This is a genomic window from Pontimicrobium sp. MEBiC06410, from assembly GCF_053601615.1.
The window spans coordinates 177224-194977 of the sequence record NZ_JBSHNT010000162.1 but is presented as its reverse complement, the minus strand read 5'-3'; the positions used below and the strand labels follow the sequence as shown (position 1 = coordinate 194977).

The following is a 17754-nucleotide window of genomic DNA, read 5'->3' as shown; positions in this document are numbered from 1 at the left end:
AATTTTTAAATGATGTTTGATTAATTTAAAATCTAAACTTAGACCCATCCATCAAAAACCACTTAAAACGAAGGCCTATTTCGGTAAACCTGAAACCAGAGGCAGTAGCAGAAGCAATATTACTATGTGTACCATAAATATTTGCCAACGAGCGTTCGGATAATTTATAGCCTAGTTTTCCTTGAAAGCGATAAGTGCTTTGGCTGCTATTACCCTCAATGTATTGTAATCCAGTCGCAGCTGTCAATTGGTAAAACCACTCTTTAGGTTTAGCACTTGCTTCATTTTTAATAAGCTCTGCAAACACTTCGGTGGCATTAAACTGTTCTGGACTAAAATAGAGGGTTGGTACTTGATTTTTAAACGTAATATATTGGTAATTTACACCTGCTTTTAAACCCGGTTTGCTTAGAATATTATAGTACAATGAGGTAAATAGTAAATTTCGGTTATTATTATCGTTTTGCGCTGTATAGTAGTATTGGGTAAACCAGCCTAAATTAAAGTTAGTACTTAAGTTATAATTGGCGTAAAAGTGATTTTGTACAATTTCACGATCTAGTAATTCGGCATTAAAATTTTGTAACTCACGTTTGTAACCCAAATCTAAAACTTGTAATTTAAACGGTTTTATAACAAAAGAAATATCGGTTAATAATTGCGTATAATTATTTGTATTGGCTTGTGCCGAGGTAAGGCCAAAAGTTCCTTTTGCGGTAATGTTTGGCAATAATTGGTAGGCTGCACCAAAACCAGCATCATGAGACGTTGCTTCTGCATTAGTAACCGCATTAGTAGTGTTTCTGTAATTATAATACCCTAATAATTTAAACTTAGTAGTTAAAGGATAATTAATTTGTGTTTGTAATGCAACCGCTTCGTTATCGCCATTATCAAAAGTATAGGCAGCTTTTGTTTCTATAAACGGTGTAAACTGTTGGTTTAGTGTTTTTAAAAACTGTAAGGCATCCTTTTGGTTTTTAAAAATTTGTAGTGTTTTATCCGCAGAAGCATAAGCACCATCGAATAAACCAGCCGCTTTTTGGGCATTGGCTTTTCCTAAGTTACCATCAAAAGACAAGCTATCATGCTTTAAAATAGCATTGTAATTAGCAATACTTTCTTTAAAATTACTTTTGTAAATATTAAGTGTAGCTTGTAGCGATAATACCCAGTTTTCTTCAGGGTACTCTACTAATAAGGTATCAATTAACTTTTCAGCAGTTTTATATTTTTTATTCCAAATTAAGGCTTGTATATAACGCTCCTTTGTTTGGTTAATTATAATGGTATCAGTTAGGGTTTCAACACTAGAAAACGCTTTAGTGCTAAGTTGTAATGCTGTTTTGTCTTTCCCTTTTAAATGCGAAACCAAAGCCAATCCGTTTAAAGCAGTAACAGCATCGGTTACAGCAATAGTTTGGTACGTTGTTTTTGCTTTATCTAATGCATTTGTAATAAGGTAAATGTTAGCAATATTTAAAAGCGTGTCTTTATCGTCTTTAAAAAACGTTAGATTGTTTTGTAGTAAACTTAAAGCTTTATCATACTCTTGGTTTTGTATGTATTGGTTAGCATACCCTAACTGTATGTATTTTTTAGAAGTTAATGCATTGACATTATCAGGTGATACAGCTAGTGCTTTAGTAACATATTCTAAAGCTTTATCATAACTCTTAAGATTAGACAATGTGTTTGCATAGCCTAAAAGCGCAGGAAAACTTGTGTTGTTTTTTAAAACCAATGTTTTGTAATACTGTTTTGCTTCAGTATAGTTTGTATTCCAAAGTAGGCTTTCGGCATAATTAAGTTGTATTTCAAAATCATTAGGGTAAGTGTCTAATAAGCTTGAAAAAATAGATACTGCTTGTGTTGCGTTTCCGTTTAAACCTACTGCTCTTCCATAGCATAACTTCGCAGTTTTATTATTGGGATAGTCTGCTAAAACAGATTTAAAAAATATTTCTGCTTGATTGTATTTACCAGTTTCTAAATACGTAAATCCTTCTTGCATATTTTGGGAGTACCCCAAAAAGGCAATAAAAGTAAGGGCTAAGGTTATGGTGTGTTTTAATGTCATCATTGATTTTTAACTATATGCAAGTTAGTCAATAGAAGCGATTCATTCGTCTACAGTAAATGGCATCTCGCCGAAATTTGCCATAATAAAACAGCTTTAGTGATGATATTTGTAACAGAAACAATCACTAACACTTTTAAATTTTAATATTATGGCTTTACAAATTTTAGAACACAACGGAACATTTTACTTACAAGGAAACCTTAATGCAACAACATCTAGAGCATTTATTATTCATTTAGAACATAAAATAGAAACGGTTAAAGATGTTACAGTAAACATTGATAAGGTAACAGAAATAGATGCTAACGGTGTTGCCGCTTTTAAAACCTTGTTTGCAAGTGCATTAAAACAATACAAAGGCTTTTTTGTTACAGGTAACGGCTGCAAAGACATATACGAAGAATTCAATTATTACCAAGTGGCTTAATTGTAGCCATAAAAAACACCCTTTTAACATGACTATTAACACTAAAATATTAAAACAGACAATTACGCCAGAACACGTATTTATGTTAAGTGTTCTGGTTGTAAACGGCGGAAATTATTTATATAACCTTATTCTAGGACGCCTTTTAGGACCAGAAGCTTTTGCAGATGCTGCTGTTTTAATAACCTTTTTATTAGTGTTATCGTTTATGGCAATGACGTTTCAATTAGTAACTGCAAAATTCTCGGTACTTTTTGAAGCAGATGCTTTTTTTAGTTTTATTTCTAGAATGTACAGAAATGCAGTAATTGTAGGCTTGCTTTTAGGTATTGCTACTATTGTGTTTTCAAAACAATTACAAGAGCTATTTAATACAGCGACATCTACATTATTTGTGGTCTTTGGCTTTGGGGTGCCGTTATACTTTTTAATGAGTGTAAATAGAGGGGTTTTTCAAGGTAAAAAAGCGTTTAAATCGTTATCTATTACCTACCAAACAGAAATGCTAAGTCGTTTATTAATAACGTTAGGGTTATTATATTTTCTAGACATTCCATCATCTACAGCAGTGGCTATTGGTATTTTGGTGTCTTTAGGTTTTGGACTCTTGCCTTTTAAAATGAAAAACTTTAAAATAACGACAACTAAAGTCACTTACAATACTAAGTTAGTCCGTAATTTTTTCGCTATAACGGCGTTTTACGAATTAACACAAATTATAATAAACAACAGCGATATTTTATTGGTAAAACACTATTTCGATGCTTACGATGCTGGTTTATATGCGGCTTTAGCTCTTATTGGTCGTATTGTTTACTTTATAGCTTGGATGTTTGTTATGCTATTATTACCAACGGTAGTACAATTAAAAAAAGAAGGAAAGGCTACAGCGCCTATTTTGCTTAAATATGTGGGGTATATTTCTGCTATTGCTTCTGTAATTATATTAGGTTGTGCGTTATGCCCTAAACTGGTTATATCACTACTATTTGGTGAAGATTATTTAATAATGTCACCTTTATTATGGCAATATGCTTTAGCAACAGGCTTATTTGCTGTGTCTAATATTTTTGCATACTACTATTTGTCTTTAGATCGTTATATTCCTGTGGTATTATCGGGTGTTTTCGGGCTACTACAAGTCGGGTTAATTATGGTTTTTCATAATAGTCTAGCTGAGGTTGTAACCATGCAAATTGTAGCTATGGTATTGTTGTTAATAGTACAATTAGCTTTCTTCTTTTTAGATTATTTTAGGGTTAGAGACTAATTGTGTGGGGTTTGATTATACATTTCTTAGCAGATTGACTTTATTTCTTTACTAATTTTTCAAAATCTAACTTAATTAATTCCCATACTTTTTCTTTATAGCAGTTTGGCGTAAAATCGTTATCTGCATTAGAAAAATCAATGACTTTAAGCAGTAGTTCTTCTTTGGAATAACCATATGGATTTCTTTTGAGATAAAAGTCAATCATTTTATTTAAGGTAAACGTTTCTAATAGTTCGTGTATATCCCAAAAATCTTTTTTTCGACCACCATTAGCGATGACTTCAAATTTCATTGCAGCAATTTCTTCAATACTCGAAAATCTAATATTTTGTTCCAGAATAACAGGAAAAACAAAAGGGTCGGTATAAAATAAATCCAATTTTACTAATTCATTTTTAGTATTACCAATAAAATAGGATTTACCCATTCCTACCAAATCAACTGATAATGAATCTACATAGGCAAACATTTCATTTAATTTAGTTTCTAGTATATAAAAATCTATACTGCCATACTCTGCATCTGTAAATAAATTGATATCTACTGATTCTCTATGACCTAATTGAAGACTTAATGCTGTGCCTCCAACAATTCTAAAATTATTAAATTCTTCAATTAACATTAATTGTTTAAGAGCATCCCACAGTAAATCGGAAACCGTATTTAAGTGTAAATCCATTATATTAAATTATGCTTTATAACATTTTTATCAAAAGACGGTAAATAACTTTTTGTCATTGATTTAATCTCTTTAGCGATAGTCTTTTTTCCATAGAATGCAATGATTTCATTTATTTCAGCTGTATTTCCTCTTTCTAAAACTCTTTTTATAATCGCTTTTTTATTTTTATCCCAATCAATCGTATTAAAATCTGTATCCCAAAAAAGTATTCTCCTAATGTTATTGATATTAGGTGTTTTTTTTGTTTCAGAATCTGCTATTATTTTTACATCATAGCTTGCCTGTAGTAACATAAAGTAATCTATCTCGGTTTTAAATATTTTTGATAATTTAATTGAAAGACTTGGATTAATGTCTCTCCGTTTATTAAGAATAGCACTTATTGTTTGTTTGTGTTCACCAATAGCATTAGCTAATTCAGAACCTTTTAGATTTTTATGATCTAATGCCCACCTTAATAGAGTACCAGGATGTATGCCTTTAATTTTATTTAATTTGGGTAACATGATTTTTGCTATTTAATATAAAAATATAAAAGATTTAAAAAGTAAACAAAAATGTTTACTAAAAATAAACGATATTGTTTACTAAAAATCAAAAGTTATACCAAAATTTACATCTATAAATGAGTTCTTTATTAAAGTTAATATAAATCCTTTAGCTGATAACTTAGAAATAGCTGGTTATAGAAGCCTTTTTATCATTTTATATAGGTTAGGTTTTGGTAATGCTATCATCTAAAATATAATAATAGAAAATAAATGTAATAAAACGTTTTTAAGCTCTTGTGTGAACCGTGCGATAAGTTATTGATGTATTACCAGTTCCTAAATAGTCTATTTTTTAAATCAAAAACCAACACCACCTAAAGCAATTTGCAACTCGTCTACAGTAAATGGCAACTCATCTGAGTTGCTCCATTATAATGCATTAAAATCTTCAAATTTGTAATGTAATTAAAACATAACTATTATGAAATTAGCCATTGTAACCGCATATCCGCCTAGTAAAGTAACACTTAATGAATACGCTTTTCATTTAGTAAAACATTTTAGACAAAAGGAAGACATTACAGAGTTAATATTATTAACCGATGAAACACCACAGGCTAAAGATCTACCATTTACTAAAGGCAGTTGTAAAATTACGGTAAAACAATGCTGGAAGTTTAATAGTTATTTAAACCTTTACACTGTTACCAAAGCACTTAACCAAACACAACCAGATGCTGTTTTATTTAACTTACAATTCATGAAGTTTGGCGATAAAAAAGCAGCAGCAGCATTAGGCTTATTTTTACCTTTAGTTTGCAAATTAAAACGCATTCCAAATATTGTATTGTTACATAATATTTTAGAAGAAGTAGATTTAAAAAGTGCAGGGTTTACAGAAAACCCGATACTTAAAAAAATATACAATTATATAGGAACAACACTTACAAAAATAGTTTTACAAACCGATGTATTAGCTGTAACGATGCAAAAATATGTAACTATTTTAGAAGAAAAATACAATGCCAAAAACATAAAATTAATACCACATGGTACTTTCGAGGTTTCCGAAAAAGAGCCTGACTACACTTTACCAGATGGCCCATTACAGATTATGACGTTTGGAAAATTTGGGACCTATAAAAAAGTAGAGTCCATGATTGAAGCTGTAGAAAAAGTTAGAAAGTATACTGGTTTAGATTTAGAAATTGTAATTGCAGGAACAGACAACCCAAATGTACCAGGATATTTAGCAAAAGTACAAGAACAGTATAAACACGTTTCGCAATTGCGTTTTACAGGCTATGTAGAAGAACATGAAGTCTCTACATTATTTAACAATAGTGCGGTAGTGGTGTTTCCGTATACTTCTACAACAGGAAGTTCTGGAGTATTACACCAAGCAGGAAGTTATGGTAAAGCGGTAGTTATGCCAGACTTAGGAGATTTAGCTTTATTAGTAAAAGATGAAGGTTACAGAGGTGAATTTTTTGAACCAGAAAATGTAACAAGTTTAGCAAAAGCTATAGAAGCAATTATAACTAAAGACAGCTATAGAGTTGCTTTAGGTAAAGCAAATTATAAGGCAGCAACAGCTTTTCCAATGGAAAAAATAACAGATTTGTATTTAGAAGCTTTTGAAGCGATTAATGTAGAGAAATATAATAGTTTGTTAGCTCTGTAAAAAAGGTTCTCGATACAATTCTTCATGCTTCAGAAGCACTCGATTTAACTTTAATTTTTAATTGGTCGTTACTTCGAATAGAATTTATTTTTCAGGAATTTTGCATCGAGAAGAGCTTATTAAAAGCTATAAGTTATGTTATAGGTATAGAATTGAAAGTATAAGCCTACTCTTCCGATTTAGAAATAAATTTAAAAGCCATCTTTTTTGTCCCATCTATAGAAATAAACCCGAAATTTTTTTGAATATTTCTACGCCAAGGCAGTCTCCCTACGACTGCTTTTGGCACGTTATTAAAATCGTATAAGGTCCAAGACATATACGGAATGTTCTGTTGTTTAATAATAGCTTGCGCGGTTTTATGGTAGTTTGCTTGTGTTGCTTCCGAACTTCCAAAAAAGTTCCAAAACCCGCTGTAAGACGATATTCCAAACTCACTTAATACAATAGGTTTATTTGGAATGTTTTCTTTTAAGGTTGTAAAAGTCGCCTCTAAATCATCAAGTGATTTGTAATAATGAAATGATACAAAATCTACCTCGTCTTTTAAAATACTAGCGCTGTCACTATTAGACCAACCAATAGTTACTAGGTGATTAGGGTCTGCAGATTTTACAACTAGCAGCATTTGCTTTAACCAAGCAGTTACCAAAGAAGCATTACGAGATTCAAAATCTAAATTAGGTTCGTTTTTTATATCCCACGCTAAAATAGCGTGATGATTTTTCAAGGTAGACACAAGTGTTTCAGCATGTCGGTGTGTTAATGTCCAATCTAAAACCGAATAATCACCATAAAAATCGAATAGTGTAATGACCACTTTAAGTTGTTGTGCTTCGGCAGTGTCTAAAAGTTGTTTTAACTTTTCTAATTTTTCAGGATTAATATTTGCCTTTCCGAAGTCTTCGTATGGAACAAAAACTCGAATAGTGTTTAAGCCTGTAGTTTTTATAATTTTAAAATCTTCAGCAATTGTTTCAATATTAAAACCCTTCCCAAAAACATCCCAAGGTGTTTCTTTAGGATAATAATTAATGCCTTTTATTACTAAGTTGTTTATTGGTATTAAGGAGTTCTTTTCTTTGGTTATTTCGGTTTGCTGTTTTACCATGTGGCGAATACGCCAAAAACCGTCTTCTAATAATAAAACCACTTTATAAGTAGACGTTTCGGTAGTTTCTAAAAGTAATGTTTCTGTGTTATAAACACGCTTGTATTCTACAACATTACGGTCTGTGATAACGGCTAATTGTCCATCTTCGCTAAAAAACTCTAAAGTAGGATGATGCTCTAAAGAAGTTGACGCTATGGTAATACCTTTAGCACTATTTGTGGTTACTGTATTATAGATATTTTGTCTTGCATTATTAGTGTAATAATCTTCAATGCCTTGTTTTGTGTTTGTCTTGTAGGCAATACTTTTAACATACCAAGCATCTAAATAATCATTTTCAATAGTCTTTAAGGTTTCACTATCCATTGGTCTTCCCTCATTATTTAAAGGAGTCCAATTTATTTTGGGTAAATACTGGTCTATTTTTTTAAGCTCAGTATGCAGCATAGTACTTCGGTCTGCTCCAGTATTTAAATAACTATATAATGCGCTAATACCGTAAACGCATACTGCAATAATAACAATATATGAACTTATTAAAACCCCTCGTAATATGTTTTTATTTATACTACTCATAGGTTATATTTTGAAGTGTTTTTTCTAACCCAGCAGTTGTAACCCTTATTGAGTAAATGCCCTGTTCTAGATTTAATTGTTTTAAATTGAAATTGGCATAACCAGCTTTAGATGGCTTTGTTGTAGAATGTATTACCGTACCTTCTTTTACAATAGATAATGAAACTTGTAAACCATCTGGAATAAGTTGCGCCATAAAACTTTTAAGCGGGCCAACTGTAACCGTATTATTCTTAAAAGCAATATCGAAATCCGTAATAACCTGTTTGTAATTAAGTGTTATGCTATTACTTTCGGCCATACCATTTACAAACGCCTGTATAGCCCATTGGGTTTTATAATCTGGATGAATTAAGCTAGCTGTAGCAACACCTTTTATAGTTGTACCACTAGTTTTTAAATTATTTCCTTCTGAATTTGTTATTAAAAACTCAACATAGGTACCATCATTAACCACATTGTTGTAAGTATCTTTTAGTATCGAGGTAGAAAACTGAGTGATTTGATTGCCATCGGCATAATCATGATGGCGTGTTGCAGAAATTGTAAAGTTAGTAGGAGGTGCTGCTAAAATAGTAATATCGTACTCTTTAGAGTCATTGCCTAAACAGTCTGTGGCTATTAAAATACGGCCAGTTTCGGGCTTAGAATAGATGTTTTTATAAGCTATAAAATTTTTAGTGTGTACAGTATCGTTTTCTTGAGAAGCTAAAAACCAATGTTTTATGTTTACAGGCGTATTCACTTGTAAAGGGTTATCTAAATCGTCAGTTGGGATAACAACTAACATAGCATAATCGGTTCCGCCAGCAGCAATACTTGGTGGTCCAATGTAGGTTTCCAGGCTATTTACTTTTGCTTTAGGAATAATCTCAAATTGTCCCGATAAGTTTTGATTAATAAGTTGCCAAAATACTACACCAGATTTATTGCCAATACTTTGCGGAATGTGATACTCCATAGTATTCTTTTTTAAAACTGGTTCAATTACTGTTGTACCATAACTGTGGGTACAATATAGGTCTGGAATTTCATTGTTAGATGCAGAAAACCGTAATATTATATTCTCGCCAGCTTTAAAGGAGCGTTCTTTAGATAGTAGCTCTATATTGGCATATTCTGTAAACTCTACTAAAGTAGCAGAAGACAATAGTAAAAGACCAAGTAGTAATATGTATAGTTGTTTAATACGCATTAGTTGGGGTTTCCTATGTAATTATTTAATTCAATTTTTATAAAACTATAGTTAGGGTGCGTTATGGGTTGCAATGTATTATAGGTGTGGTTTTTAATTCTATTACTTATTATTTTTGTTGCAATATCCCTATTTGGTAGGCCGTTTACAAAACAATTACTCATATCGTTAGAAATAATTTGTATTGGCATTGCTTTTAGCAATGTATAATTAAATTGTTGCTGTCGTTGTTGCCTAATACCGTCTTTTAAAAACAAATGATCTACCCAAAGCATTTGTTTGTGTTCGTTATAATAAGTAATTAAAAGTTGTGGTATGGTTACCTCTTCTACACCACTGTTAAATAAGGTACCGTTAATAGTTGTTTTATTTATATTAATAGCACTAAGCGTTGTTTTTTTGTATAAATCTGATCCCGATACGTTGCCAGCAACTTGAAGGTTAAATTTAGTAGGTTGCTCGCTAAACTCTACAGGTGTAAACTCGTCTGGATTAAATGTTTTAGGAATAGAGTCTTTGGTTTTAGACCATGCAATGCCTTCAAAATTAATTCTAAAAGCACTCGTTTCTTTGGGCATGAGTTTATGTTTTACATGGTATTTTGCATTGTACGTGGCAAGAGACTTATTTGCACTGTTATATAATGTACCTTTTAAAACAACATCTGCTGGGGTATTATCTATATTCTGTATTTCTCCAATTATGGCATAGTGGTTATCGTATTTTACCAATGTTGCTTTTAGCACTTCTAGAATAGGTTGTTTTAATACATCCTCGTGGTGTGTTTGCTCACTAGTAATACGTCTGCGTCCTTGGTTGTAAAATGTTGTTGTATTATTACTGTACAGTTGGTCTGGAGGTAAATCTGTATCTAAATCGTCTGGCTGTAAATACCACTTGTTATAATGCTTAACGATAGTTTTATAGTCCGTTTTAGCAATCTTTTCTAGCGGTGTAATCCATTTAGTTTCTACTTTGGCAGTTGCTATGCTATCATTTTTATAAGTAATATCCGTGGTAATTGTTTCTAATTTAGCGTAAGAGCTCAATAGGCCATCGGTTACAGAAATCTCTAACATATATTGTGCAATAGATAATTCGCTATTAGGGGCTATAAGATTGTAAGCCTCTTCAAAAGCCTTAAAATCTATAGCATTATAATAGGCTAGAACTGCATTTTCGGGTGTACGTTGCGAATCGTTTTTTAAATAAAATATGTAGACTCCATAGCATACAATAACTGCAAGAATAACAGACCAAATATGTGTAATTTTTAAGAGTCCTTTTGAAAAACTATTGTACTGTGTTTTAAAATATAGATACTCAGGAATTGTCTTCACTTTTGTTTTTAAAGCACGAATCCATAACAGTTGAATATTTAAAACAAAAGCAATAAGTACAGTTAAAAACGGAACAACACCCCAAAGTATTTTTTGCCATCTAGAAACATCGTTTTTTGGTAATACCGAAGCTATTGGGGGAACATTTAATTTTTCCCATACTTGGATACCGTTTTCTAATTGTCGTAAACGTTGCCAACCACAGAAATACAGAATAGGATCGTAAAACTTATCGTTAGAAAAAATGTATTTTAAGTTATATTTTTCTGGAACCGTTAAAAACTGTTGTAGCGAACCAATGCCTTCAATACCCTTAAATTTAGAATTCTCTAAACGTTCGATAGCTCTGGTCGTTAATTCGGGCAAACGCCTTGCAGAATGGTAATTGCCATCTACACTTAACGCGTTGGTTTGCGCCGCAAGCCATGCCATTTGGTCGCCAAACCCTAGAGTTAAATAGCGCCATTGGTCATGTTGATCTTGATTTAAAAAATTAACAATAGGGAGCATTTTAATTTTCTGAGGTTGAGAGGGCCTAAAGTATCCTAAACTCATTGTAAAAATCGTCATGAATATAAATAGCCCTGCTAAAATGCCAACAATAATGCGATGATATATAGCTCCAAACTTATGCTGTATTCTGGTTTTTAAATCAGTTTCAATAAAACGATAGGCAAATTCTCCAAATAGTGGTAATGCCATTATAGAAGCCCAAAGCGTAAAACGGTCTAAGGTTAAAATATTAAAAGCTGTATCCCCTAAAATAAGCTTTGGTATTGGTGTTGTACCTCCAGTTCCTAAAACAGTTAATAAGGTAAAGGACAACCCAAAAAACAAATAACGTTTACTATAGTATCTGTAAAAAAAGTAAGGCAATAAAACCAATAAAATACCCCAAGGAATTAAAAAGAAAACCAAACCAGATGAGGTAACTTCCAGAAAACTATCGCGAGAGCCATGAGGAATAGGCACTTGTGTTATAGGATTATTTTTAGAATTAATCCAATACGGTAAAATACAACCTATAATAATAACTAACGAGAGCATTCCAAAACCAACAATGCGCTTAAATAACTTAAAAAAGGAGCTTAAAAATACTTTAAAAGTAACCGCTTTCATTGTACCCACTTTCTCTTTAGAGGCATCCATAATAACCATACCTATTAATGGGAAAATAAAAAAGACCATTCCAAAAATAGGAGTTACATGATGCGAACAAACTGTTACAGCTATTAAAGACAGAGATGTTAATAAATAACGATACGTTCCTGTTTTTAACCATAAATAAATTTCTGGTAACGCATGCATTAATACCGAAATCCCTATAATACTTGGTAATTGTCCAAACACATGCAGGGTTTCTACAAACGAAGACGATAATACCGCAAGTATAGCCGCATAACCAGCAGCAGTTCTATTAGCTGTAATAAGTAGAGAAAACCGATAGACTCCAGTAATAAATAAGAGGATACTTATTAAGGCTACAGTAAATAGTCCAAATTTTAAACCACCAATAAAAGAAAAAGCGGCAATAGCTTGGTGTACTAATGGCGGATAGCTCATAACCGTAAAACCAGTGTACCATTTATAATTCCAAGGTTCAAACCAGCTATTAGCATAATGATCTGCAAAAAAGAGGTGTATTAGTGCATCGTATGTGGTTTCTAATGTAAAAAAAATAGACGTACCATGAAATGCAATACCAATAAGTAAAGCCGCTATTAAATATTTATTTGATGTTTTAGGCATTAATAAAGAGTCCTGTTTTTCATTTTAATAAAGATATAACAATCTTTTGTTTCGACGAGTAGTGCCATCGAAACAAAAAACACATTCGTCTACAGAAAACTTCCAACCATCGAATTACACCAAAATAAGGCCGCTATCTCCTCTAATTTTGGGGTATAATCTTAAACAAATCTACTATGAAAACTGGAATTATTATACCATGCTACAACGAAGCAAAACGATTAAATGTTAATGCTTTTATAGAATTTATAACAACTCATGAGTCCTATCATTTATGTTTTGTAAACGATGGAAGTAAAGACGACACATTATCTGTTTTAGAAACCGTACAAAAAGAAGCACGAACTAGAGTAAGTATTGTAGATGTAAAGAAAAATGCTGGAAAAGCAGCAGCTGTACGTTCTGGTGCACGTTACTTATTTAACAGACAAGATGTAGACTATATTGGGTTTATTGATGCAGATTTATCTACCGATTTTAATGACTTTAAAAAGTTGGTAGATACTTTGCATAATAACGATAATTTATCTTTAGTATACGGTTCTAGAGGAAAAGGAGATGGGCAAATAGAACGTAATGTATTTAGAAACCTATTTTCAAAAATTGTAAAACTTATTGTGTTTTTAATTTTAGGATTACCAATAGAAGATACACAATGTGGAGCAAAAGTATTTAGACGTAGCATTATTCCTGTAGCATATAATACCGCTTTTATAACACGATGGTTATTTGATGTAGAAATATTTATTAGACTTAAAAAGCACTTTGGAAAAGCACAAATTATGGATAGAATGTACGAGCAACCTTTAGACCGTTGGGTGCATGTAGACGATTCTAAATTAGGAGTAAAAGATGCACTACAAATACCTTATAAATTATTGAGTATATGGTTTTCATATACAGTACTTCAGGCATTTAGTAGAGGGATAGAAGCAGGAAAAGTAATTGCTTTAGATAAAATAAATACATCTCCTTTATATGAAATTAAAACCGCAGCATAATATAAAACAGACTGATTATTGTTTTTTTGATAGTTGATATCATAGTTTTTAATAGTAAAGCCTTTCAATGTATTTTGTAAGGCTTTTTTGTGCTCTAGCAACTAGAATTCGTAGTTGTTTTACTAGCAAGTATAACTATTAAAACGAATTCTAGTTTAGCAACTACGAATTCTAGAAGCGCTAATATTTAAGAGTATTCCCCCAGTACCTTTGGAGTATAAATAAAAACAAACCCATTAAAACAAAATATTATGAACACTTTAAAAAACACATTCGTAGCCTTAATTTTAGTCGTAACAGCAAACGTATTTGCACAAACTCCAGAAGTAGAATTCGACACCTATGCAGAGTCTAAACAAAATGCATCAAAATACCTTTTAGCAAACGATGTAGCTATGAGAGATTGCCCATCTACTTTTTGCGAAAAACTAACAACAATTAGAATTGGAACTAACGTAAGATTATTAGAAAAAACAGAAGAGTCACAAGAATTAAACGGTATAACAAGCAGATGGTACAAAGTAAAACTAGGACCACAAGAAGGATGGATTTGGGGCGGTTTAATTTCGCAAAAAACATTTGTAAGTCAAGCTAATGCCGAAGTAAGATTTGTATTTGGAGAAGCAGGTTATAACAGCGACGATGAAAAGCAATACCAATTAAGAGCTGTTAAAAATGGAGTGGAATTAGATAAAATGATAATCGCTTCAGATGTATTACACTATGCTAATGTACAAAACATAGGTAACGAAGGTATAGAAGGCGTAGACGATATTATAGTATTAAATACCATTACAGACAGTTGCGAAGTACCAAGCGAATCGTTATATGTTGTTTGGAAAGACAATAAACTACAAAAAACAGAAAATTTAATAGCAACTGCCGAAACCTTATCTACCGAAGATTGCTGCTACTTATTTTATTCAGAAGCTAAAGAGTAATCACGCTATTTAATCAATGAGTTACACTGCGCTTTTTAAGCGTAGTGTTTCTCGCTTTAAAAGAATACAATAACTGAAACATTAGTTTAGTTATATTTGTTTTAAGCTGAAGAATAAATTTCTTGTATTAGTAACCTAATTAAATTATAATTCTATTGAACCGTTTTTATCTCCTCTTTATTTTTTTGTGCTTTGGAATAGTCTCTACGTCTTGTTTTGGTCAGAACAAGCAACTTAGAGCATATACTATAGAAGATGGTTTGCCGCAATCTCAAGTATTAGACGTTGTTCAAGACGATATGGGCTATTTATGGTTAGGGACACAAGGTGGTGGGTTGTGTAATTTTGATGGACAAACATTTCAAGTTTGGAAAGAAAAAGATGGGTTATTATCCAACTACATCCATGCATTATACGTTTTAGAAGATGCTGTATATATTGGAAGCAGACGAGGCCTTTCAATAAAAAGAAAAGATGTATTTGTAAATATTGAAGCACCACAAGTAAACAAAATATATAATTTTAAACGAGAAAAATATATAGCAACTGTTGAAGGATTATATCACCTTTTAGATAATAATAGTCTTCAAAAAATTAATATAAACCCAATACTAAACCAAAGTAAAATTAAGGCCATTATTTATTACAATGATTTTTATTGGATGGCAACAGACAAAGGCTTCTGGAAATTAAGCGAGTTAAATAATAAAGCCGAAACTATAGAACGCTTAGAGTTTAATGATTTTACTGCGGTTACCGCATATAAAGACCGTATTTATGCTGCTACTTTTGATGATGGTACTTTTATTTATAACGTAGACAATTTAAAACGTCCTATTTTAATGCGTGAACCATTAAATATTAATGAGATGGCTATTCTTAATGAAGATGAATTATGGATCTCAACTCATAACGATGGTATATCTATAATAGACACAAAAACAAATACAGAAAAAGCATTTATTAATACAAAAACAGGATTAGCTGTACCGCATATTAGAAAAGTAATTACCGATAAACAATCTAACATTTGGATAGCAACTTCGGGTTGGGGATTGTATAAATACTTCCAAAATAACTTTCAGCATTTTAATAAAAACAATGGTTTAAAGGGAAATCGAGTCTATGCAGTACATAAAGCAAAGCATGCACTTTGGCTCTCTAATTCCGAAAAAGGTTTGGTGAAAATAGATACATCAGGAATAGAGCAGATACCTGGATATAAAACCTTTTCTAATGTAAAAATTAAAACGATTGCAAGCGATGGTAGAGGAAATATCTGGGCAGGATCTGATGGTAGAGGATTGCTTTACAGAGAAACAAAAACAGTAGATAGTATTGCTATAGACTCTAGCGATGTGTTTAATGTAAAAGAAGAACGCTTCACTAAAACTGTAATAAAAAACCATATTTTAAATTCCGAAACAGGCTTTCCACACAACTGGATTAGAAAAATAGTAGTGGAAGATAAAAATACATGGGTGGCTAGTTATTCGGGCGGAATTACAAAGTTTAGTTACAATGCTGCAAACGAAAAACTAAATATTAAAAAAACATTTGGAAGCAAAGAAGGAATTAAAGATTTATACATAACAACAATGGTTAAAGATAACCAAGGACGATTATGGTACGCCACTCAAAGTGGCGATTTAGGTTATATTAAAAATGGAAAAGTAACACATTTTGAAGCTGTTTTAAATAGAAAAATATCGATAGGAGTCTTACTATTTCAAAATGATAAATTATTTATAGGAACTGCTGGGAGAGGTATATGGTGGACAACTCTTAATGCTAAAGGCGTAAGCGATTTTAAAAAGCTAAATGGAGAGAAAAAAGTTTATTCAGGAAATATATACCAACTTATCTTCGATAATCAAGGCTATTTATGGGCGGGAACCGAAAGTGGTGTAGATAAAATAACACTAAATCAAGAAAACACTATTGTAGATGTTGTTCATTTTGGAAGGAACGATGGATTTTTAGGAATTGAGACCTGTTTAAATGCTGTAGAAAAAGACGAGCAAGGTAATTTATGGTTTGGTGCTATTTATGGTTTAACACAATATAAGCCAAGTGATATAAGTAAAGAAAGCTTAAAGCCTAAAGTTTACTTTAAAGACTTGCAAGTAAATTTTAAAACAGTAGATTCTATAGCTATAAAGCAATGGATAGATAATAATACCGTTTTGCAATTAACCCCAAAGCAAACTCAAATAGGCTTTAGCTATAAAACTGTAGATTTAGATCATCCAACCGAAATCCAATACCGTACAAAATTAGATGCCCAAGAATGGAGCCCTTGGACAACTAATAATACACAAAGTCTAAGAGGGTTGGAATATGGTGCGCATACATTTAAAGTACAATCCAGAAATAACCGTTGGCAAAATAGCGAGCCAATAGCTTTCGCATTTTATATGGATAGTCCATTACATAAAAAAGCATGGTTTCGGTGGACCCTTATTGCTGTAATATTAGCCCTTTTAGCACTATTTACTTGGCGTTATATTAAGCGTTTAAAACGTGAAAACGAAGCAGAACAAAAACGCCTAAAGCTAGAAAACCATTTGTTGTCTTTAGAGCAAAAAGCATTACGCTTGCAAATGAATCCGCATTTTATATTTAATGTCCTTAATGGTATTAAAGCTATGGCGATAACAAAGCCAGATAAAATGAATAATACCATTAATAATTTTGCAACATTATTACGTGAAACGTTAATTAATTCTAGAAAAGAAACAATTACTCTAGAGCAAGAAATAAAGACACTGCGTCATTATATTGAAGTAGAGAAACTAATGGCAGAAAAATCATTTGAACATACTATTACTTTAAATTGTGATTTAGACCCAGAAGAAATTTTAGTGCCTCCAATGTTAATACAACCTTTTGTAGAAAATGCGATTAGGCATGGTATTTTAAAAGGGCAAAAAGAAGGGCAATTGGATATCACTTTTAAAACAACAGAAACACATTTATACTGTACCATAAAAGATAATGGGATTGGTATTTTTACATCTCAAGAAGCAAAACCAAAAACAGATCATCAATCTATGGCACTTAAAGTAACAAGAGAACGATTGGAATCGATTTCGGGAGTAGATGCATTACAGATTTCAGAAATTAAAAACAATAATGGCATTGTAGAAGGCACAAATATTACCTTTAAAATTCCATTAGAAACAGATTATTAAAAAC

The 17754-nt window shown here is 31.9% G+C and carries 12 protein-coding genes; 6 read left to right on the top strand and 6 right to left on the bottom strand.

Annotated features, from left to right (window positions below; genetic code table 11):
• Window positions 1–25: 25 nt before the first annotated feature.
• Window positions 26–2080 (bottom strand): tetratricopeptide repeat protein, encoded by a 2055-nt coding sequence (locus ACVC08_RS16640; RefSeq protein WP_452603077.1) that lies wholly within the window; start codon window positions 2078–2080, stop codon window positions 26–28.
• Between the two features lie 151 nt (window positions 2081–2231).
• Between ACVC08_RS16640 and ACVC08_RS16635 the strand changes: the two genes are divergently transcribed.
• Together ACVC08_RS16635 and ACVC08_RS16630 are read left to right on the top strand one after the other, a co-directional pair.
• Window positions 2232–2510, top strand: a complete 279-nt coding sequence (locus ACVC08_RS16635; RefSeq protein WP_452602892.1) for an STAS domain-containing protein — start codon at window positions 2232–2234, stop codon at window positions 2508–2510.
• A 28-nt stretch (window positions 2511–2538) separates the two neighbouring features.
• Window positions 2539–3780, top strand: a complete 1242-nt coding sequence (locus tag ACVC08_RS16630) for an oligosaccharide flippase family protein (RefSeq protein WP_452602891.1) — start codon at window positions 2539–2541, stop codon at window positions 3778–3780.
• Window positions 3781–3820: 40 nt separating this feature from the next.
• Here ACVC08_RS16630 and ACVC08_RS16625 read toward each other — a convergent pair whose 3' ends face one another.
• Window positions 3821–4462, bottom strand: a complete 642-nt coding sequence (locus ACVC08_RS16625; protein WP_452602890.1) for a nucleotidyl transferase AbiEii/AbiGii toxin family protein — start codon at window positions 4460–4462, stop codon at window positions 3821–3823.
• Window positions 4462–4971 carry a HigA family addiction module antitoxin gene (locus ACVC08_RS16620; RefSeq protein WP_452602889.1) on the bottom strand — a complete coding sequence of 170 codons (510 nt, stop codon included), beginning with the start codon at window positions 4969–4971 and terminating at the stop codon, window positions 4462–4464. Before ACVC08_RS16620 ends, ACVC08_RS16625 begins: the two co-directional genes overlap by 1 nt.
• Before the next feature lie 466 nt (window positions 4972–5437).
• Between ACVC08_RS16620 and ACVC08_RS16615 the strand changes: the two genes are divergently transcribed.
• Window positions 5438–6640, top strand: coding sequence for a glycosyltransferase (locus ACVC08_RS16615; protein WP_452602888.1), 1203 nt, complete (start codon window positions 5438–5440; stop codon window positions 6638–6640).
• Between the two features lie 166 nt (window positions 6641–6806).
• Here ACVC08_RS16615 and ACVC08_RS16610 read toward each other — a convergent pair whose 3' ends face one another.
• The 3 genes from ACVC08_RS16610 to ACVC08_RS16600 are packed head-to-tail and all read right to left on the bottom strand — an operon-like array spanning window position 6807 to window position 12614.
• Window positions 6807–8330, bottom strand: a complete 1524-nt coding sequence (locus ACVC08_RS16610; protein WP_452602887.1) for a glycoside hydrolase family 2 TIM barrel-domain containing protein — start codon at window positions 8328–8330, stop codon at window positions 6807–6809.
• Entirely contained in the window at window positions 8323–9525 is a 1203-nt protein-coding gene (locus ACVC08_RS16605; protein WP_452602886.1) for a hypothetical protein, read from the bottom strand. The genes ACVC08_RS16610 and ACVC08_RS16605 overlap by 8 nt, the downstream gene beginning before the upstream one ends.
• Entirely contained in the window at window positions 9525–12614 is a 3090-nt protein-coding gene (locus ACVC08_RS16600) for a hypothetical protein (RefSeq protein WP_452602885.1), read from the bottom strand. The genes ACVC08_RS16605 and ACVC08_RS16600 overlap by 1 nt, the downstream gene beginning before the upstream one ends.
• 176 nt (window positions 12615–12790) lie before the next feature.
• Here ACVC08_RS16600 and ACVC08_RS16595 point away from each other — a divergent pair, with 176 nt between their 5' ends.
• From ACVC08_RS16595 to ACVC08_RS16585, 3 genes are all read left to right on the top strand, one after another.
• Window positions 12791–13615 carry a dolichyl-phosphate beta-glucosyltransferase gene (locus ACVC08_RS16595; protein ID WP_452600335.1) on the top strand — a complete coding sequence of 275 codons (825 nt, stop codon included), beginning with the start codon at window positions 12791–12793 and terminating at the stop codon, window positions 13613–13615.
• Between the two features lie 251 nt (window positions 13616–13866).
• Entirely contained in the window at window positions 13867–14556 is a 690-nt protein-coding gene (locus ACVC08_RS16590; RefSeq protein ID WP_452602884.1) for an SH3 domain-containing protein, read from the top strand.
• 155 nt (window positions 14557–14711) lie between these two features.
• Window positions 14712–17750: a histidine kinase gene (locus ACVC08_RS16585; RefSeq protein WP_452602883.1), complete on the top strand. Its 3039-nt coding sequence runs from the start codon at window positions 14712–14714 to the stop codon at window positions 17748–17750.
• Window positions 17751–17754: the final 4 nt, after the last annotated feature.

Excerpts from the sequence above, each read along its gene's own strand:
- ACVC08_RS16640 (WP_452603077.1), bottom strand. The coding sequence starts at position 2,080 with ATGACATTAAAACACACCATAACCTTAGCCCTTACTTTTATTGCCTTT.
- ACVC08_RS16635 (WP_452602892.1), top strand. The coding sequence starts at position 2,232 with ATGGCTTTACAAATTTTAGAACACAACGGAACATTTTACTTACAAGGA.
- ACVC08_RS16630 (WP_452602891.1), top strand. The coding sequence starts at position 2,539 with ATGACTATTAACACTAAAATATTAAAACAGACAATTACGCCAGAACAC.
- ACVC08_RS16625 (WP_452602890.1), bottom strand. The coding sequence starts at position 4,462 with ATGGATTTACACTTAAATACGGTTTCCGATTTACTGTGGGATGCTCTT.
- ACVC08_RS16620 (WP_452602889.1), bottom strand. The coding sequence starts at position 4,971 with ATGTTACCCAAATTAAATAAAATTAAAGGCATACATCCTGGTACTCTA.
- ACVC08_RS16615 (WP_452602888.1), top strand. The coding sequence starts at position 5,438 with ATGAAATTAGCCATTGTAACCGCATATCCGCCTAGTAAAGTAACACTT.
- ACVC08_RS16610 (WP_452602887.1), bottom strand. The coding sequence starts at position 8,330 with ATGAGTAGTATAAATAAAAACATATTACGAGGGGTTTTAATAAGTTCA.
- ACVC08_RS16605 (WP_452602886.1), bottom strand. The coding sequence starts at position 9,525 with ATGCGTATTAAACAACTATACATATTACTACTTGGTCTTTTACTATTG.
- ACVC08_RS16600 (WP_452602885.1), bottom strand. The coding sequence starts at position 12,614 with ATGCCTAAAACATCAAATAAATATTTAATAGCGGCTTTACTTATTGGT.
- ACVC08_RS16595 (WP_452600335.1), top strand. The coding sequence starts at position 12,791 with ATGAAAACTGGAATTATTATACCATGCTACAACGAAGCAAAACGATTA.
- ACVC08_RS16590 (WP_452602884.1), top strand. The coding sequence starts at position 13,867 with ATGAACACTTTAAAAAACACATTCGTAGCCTTAATTTTAGTCGTAACA.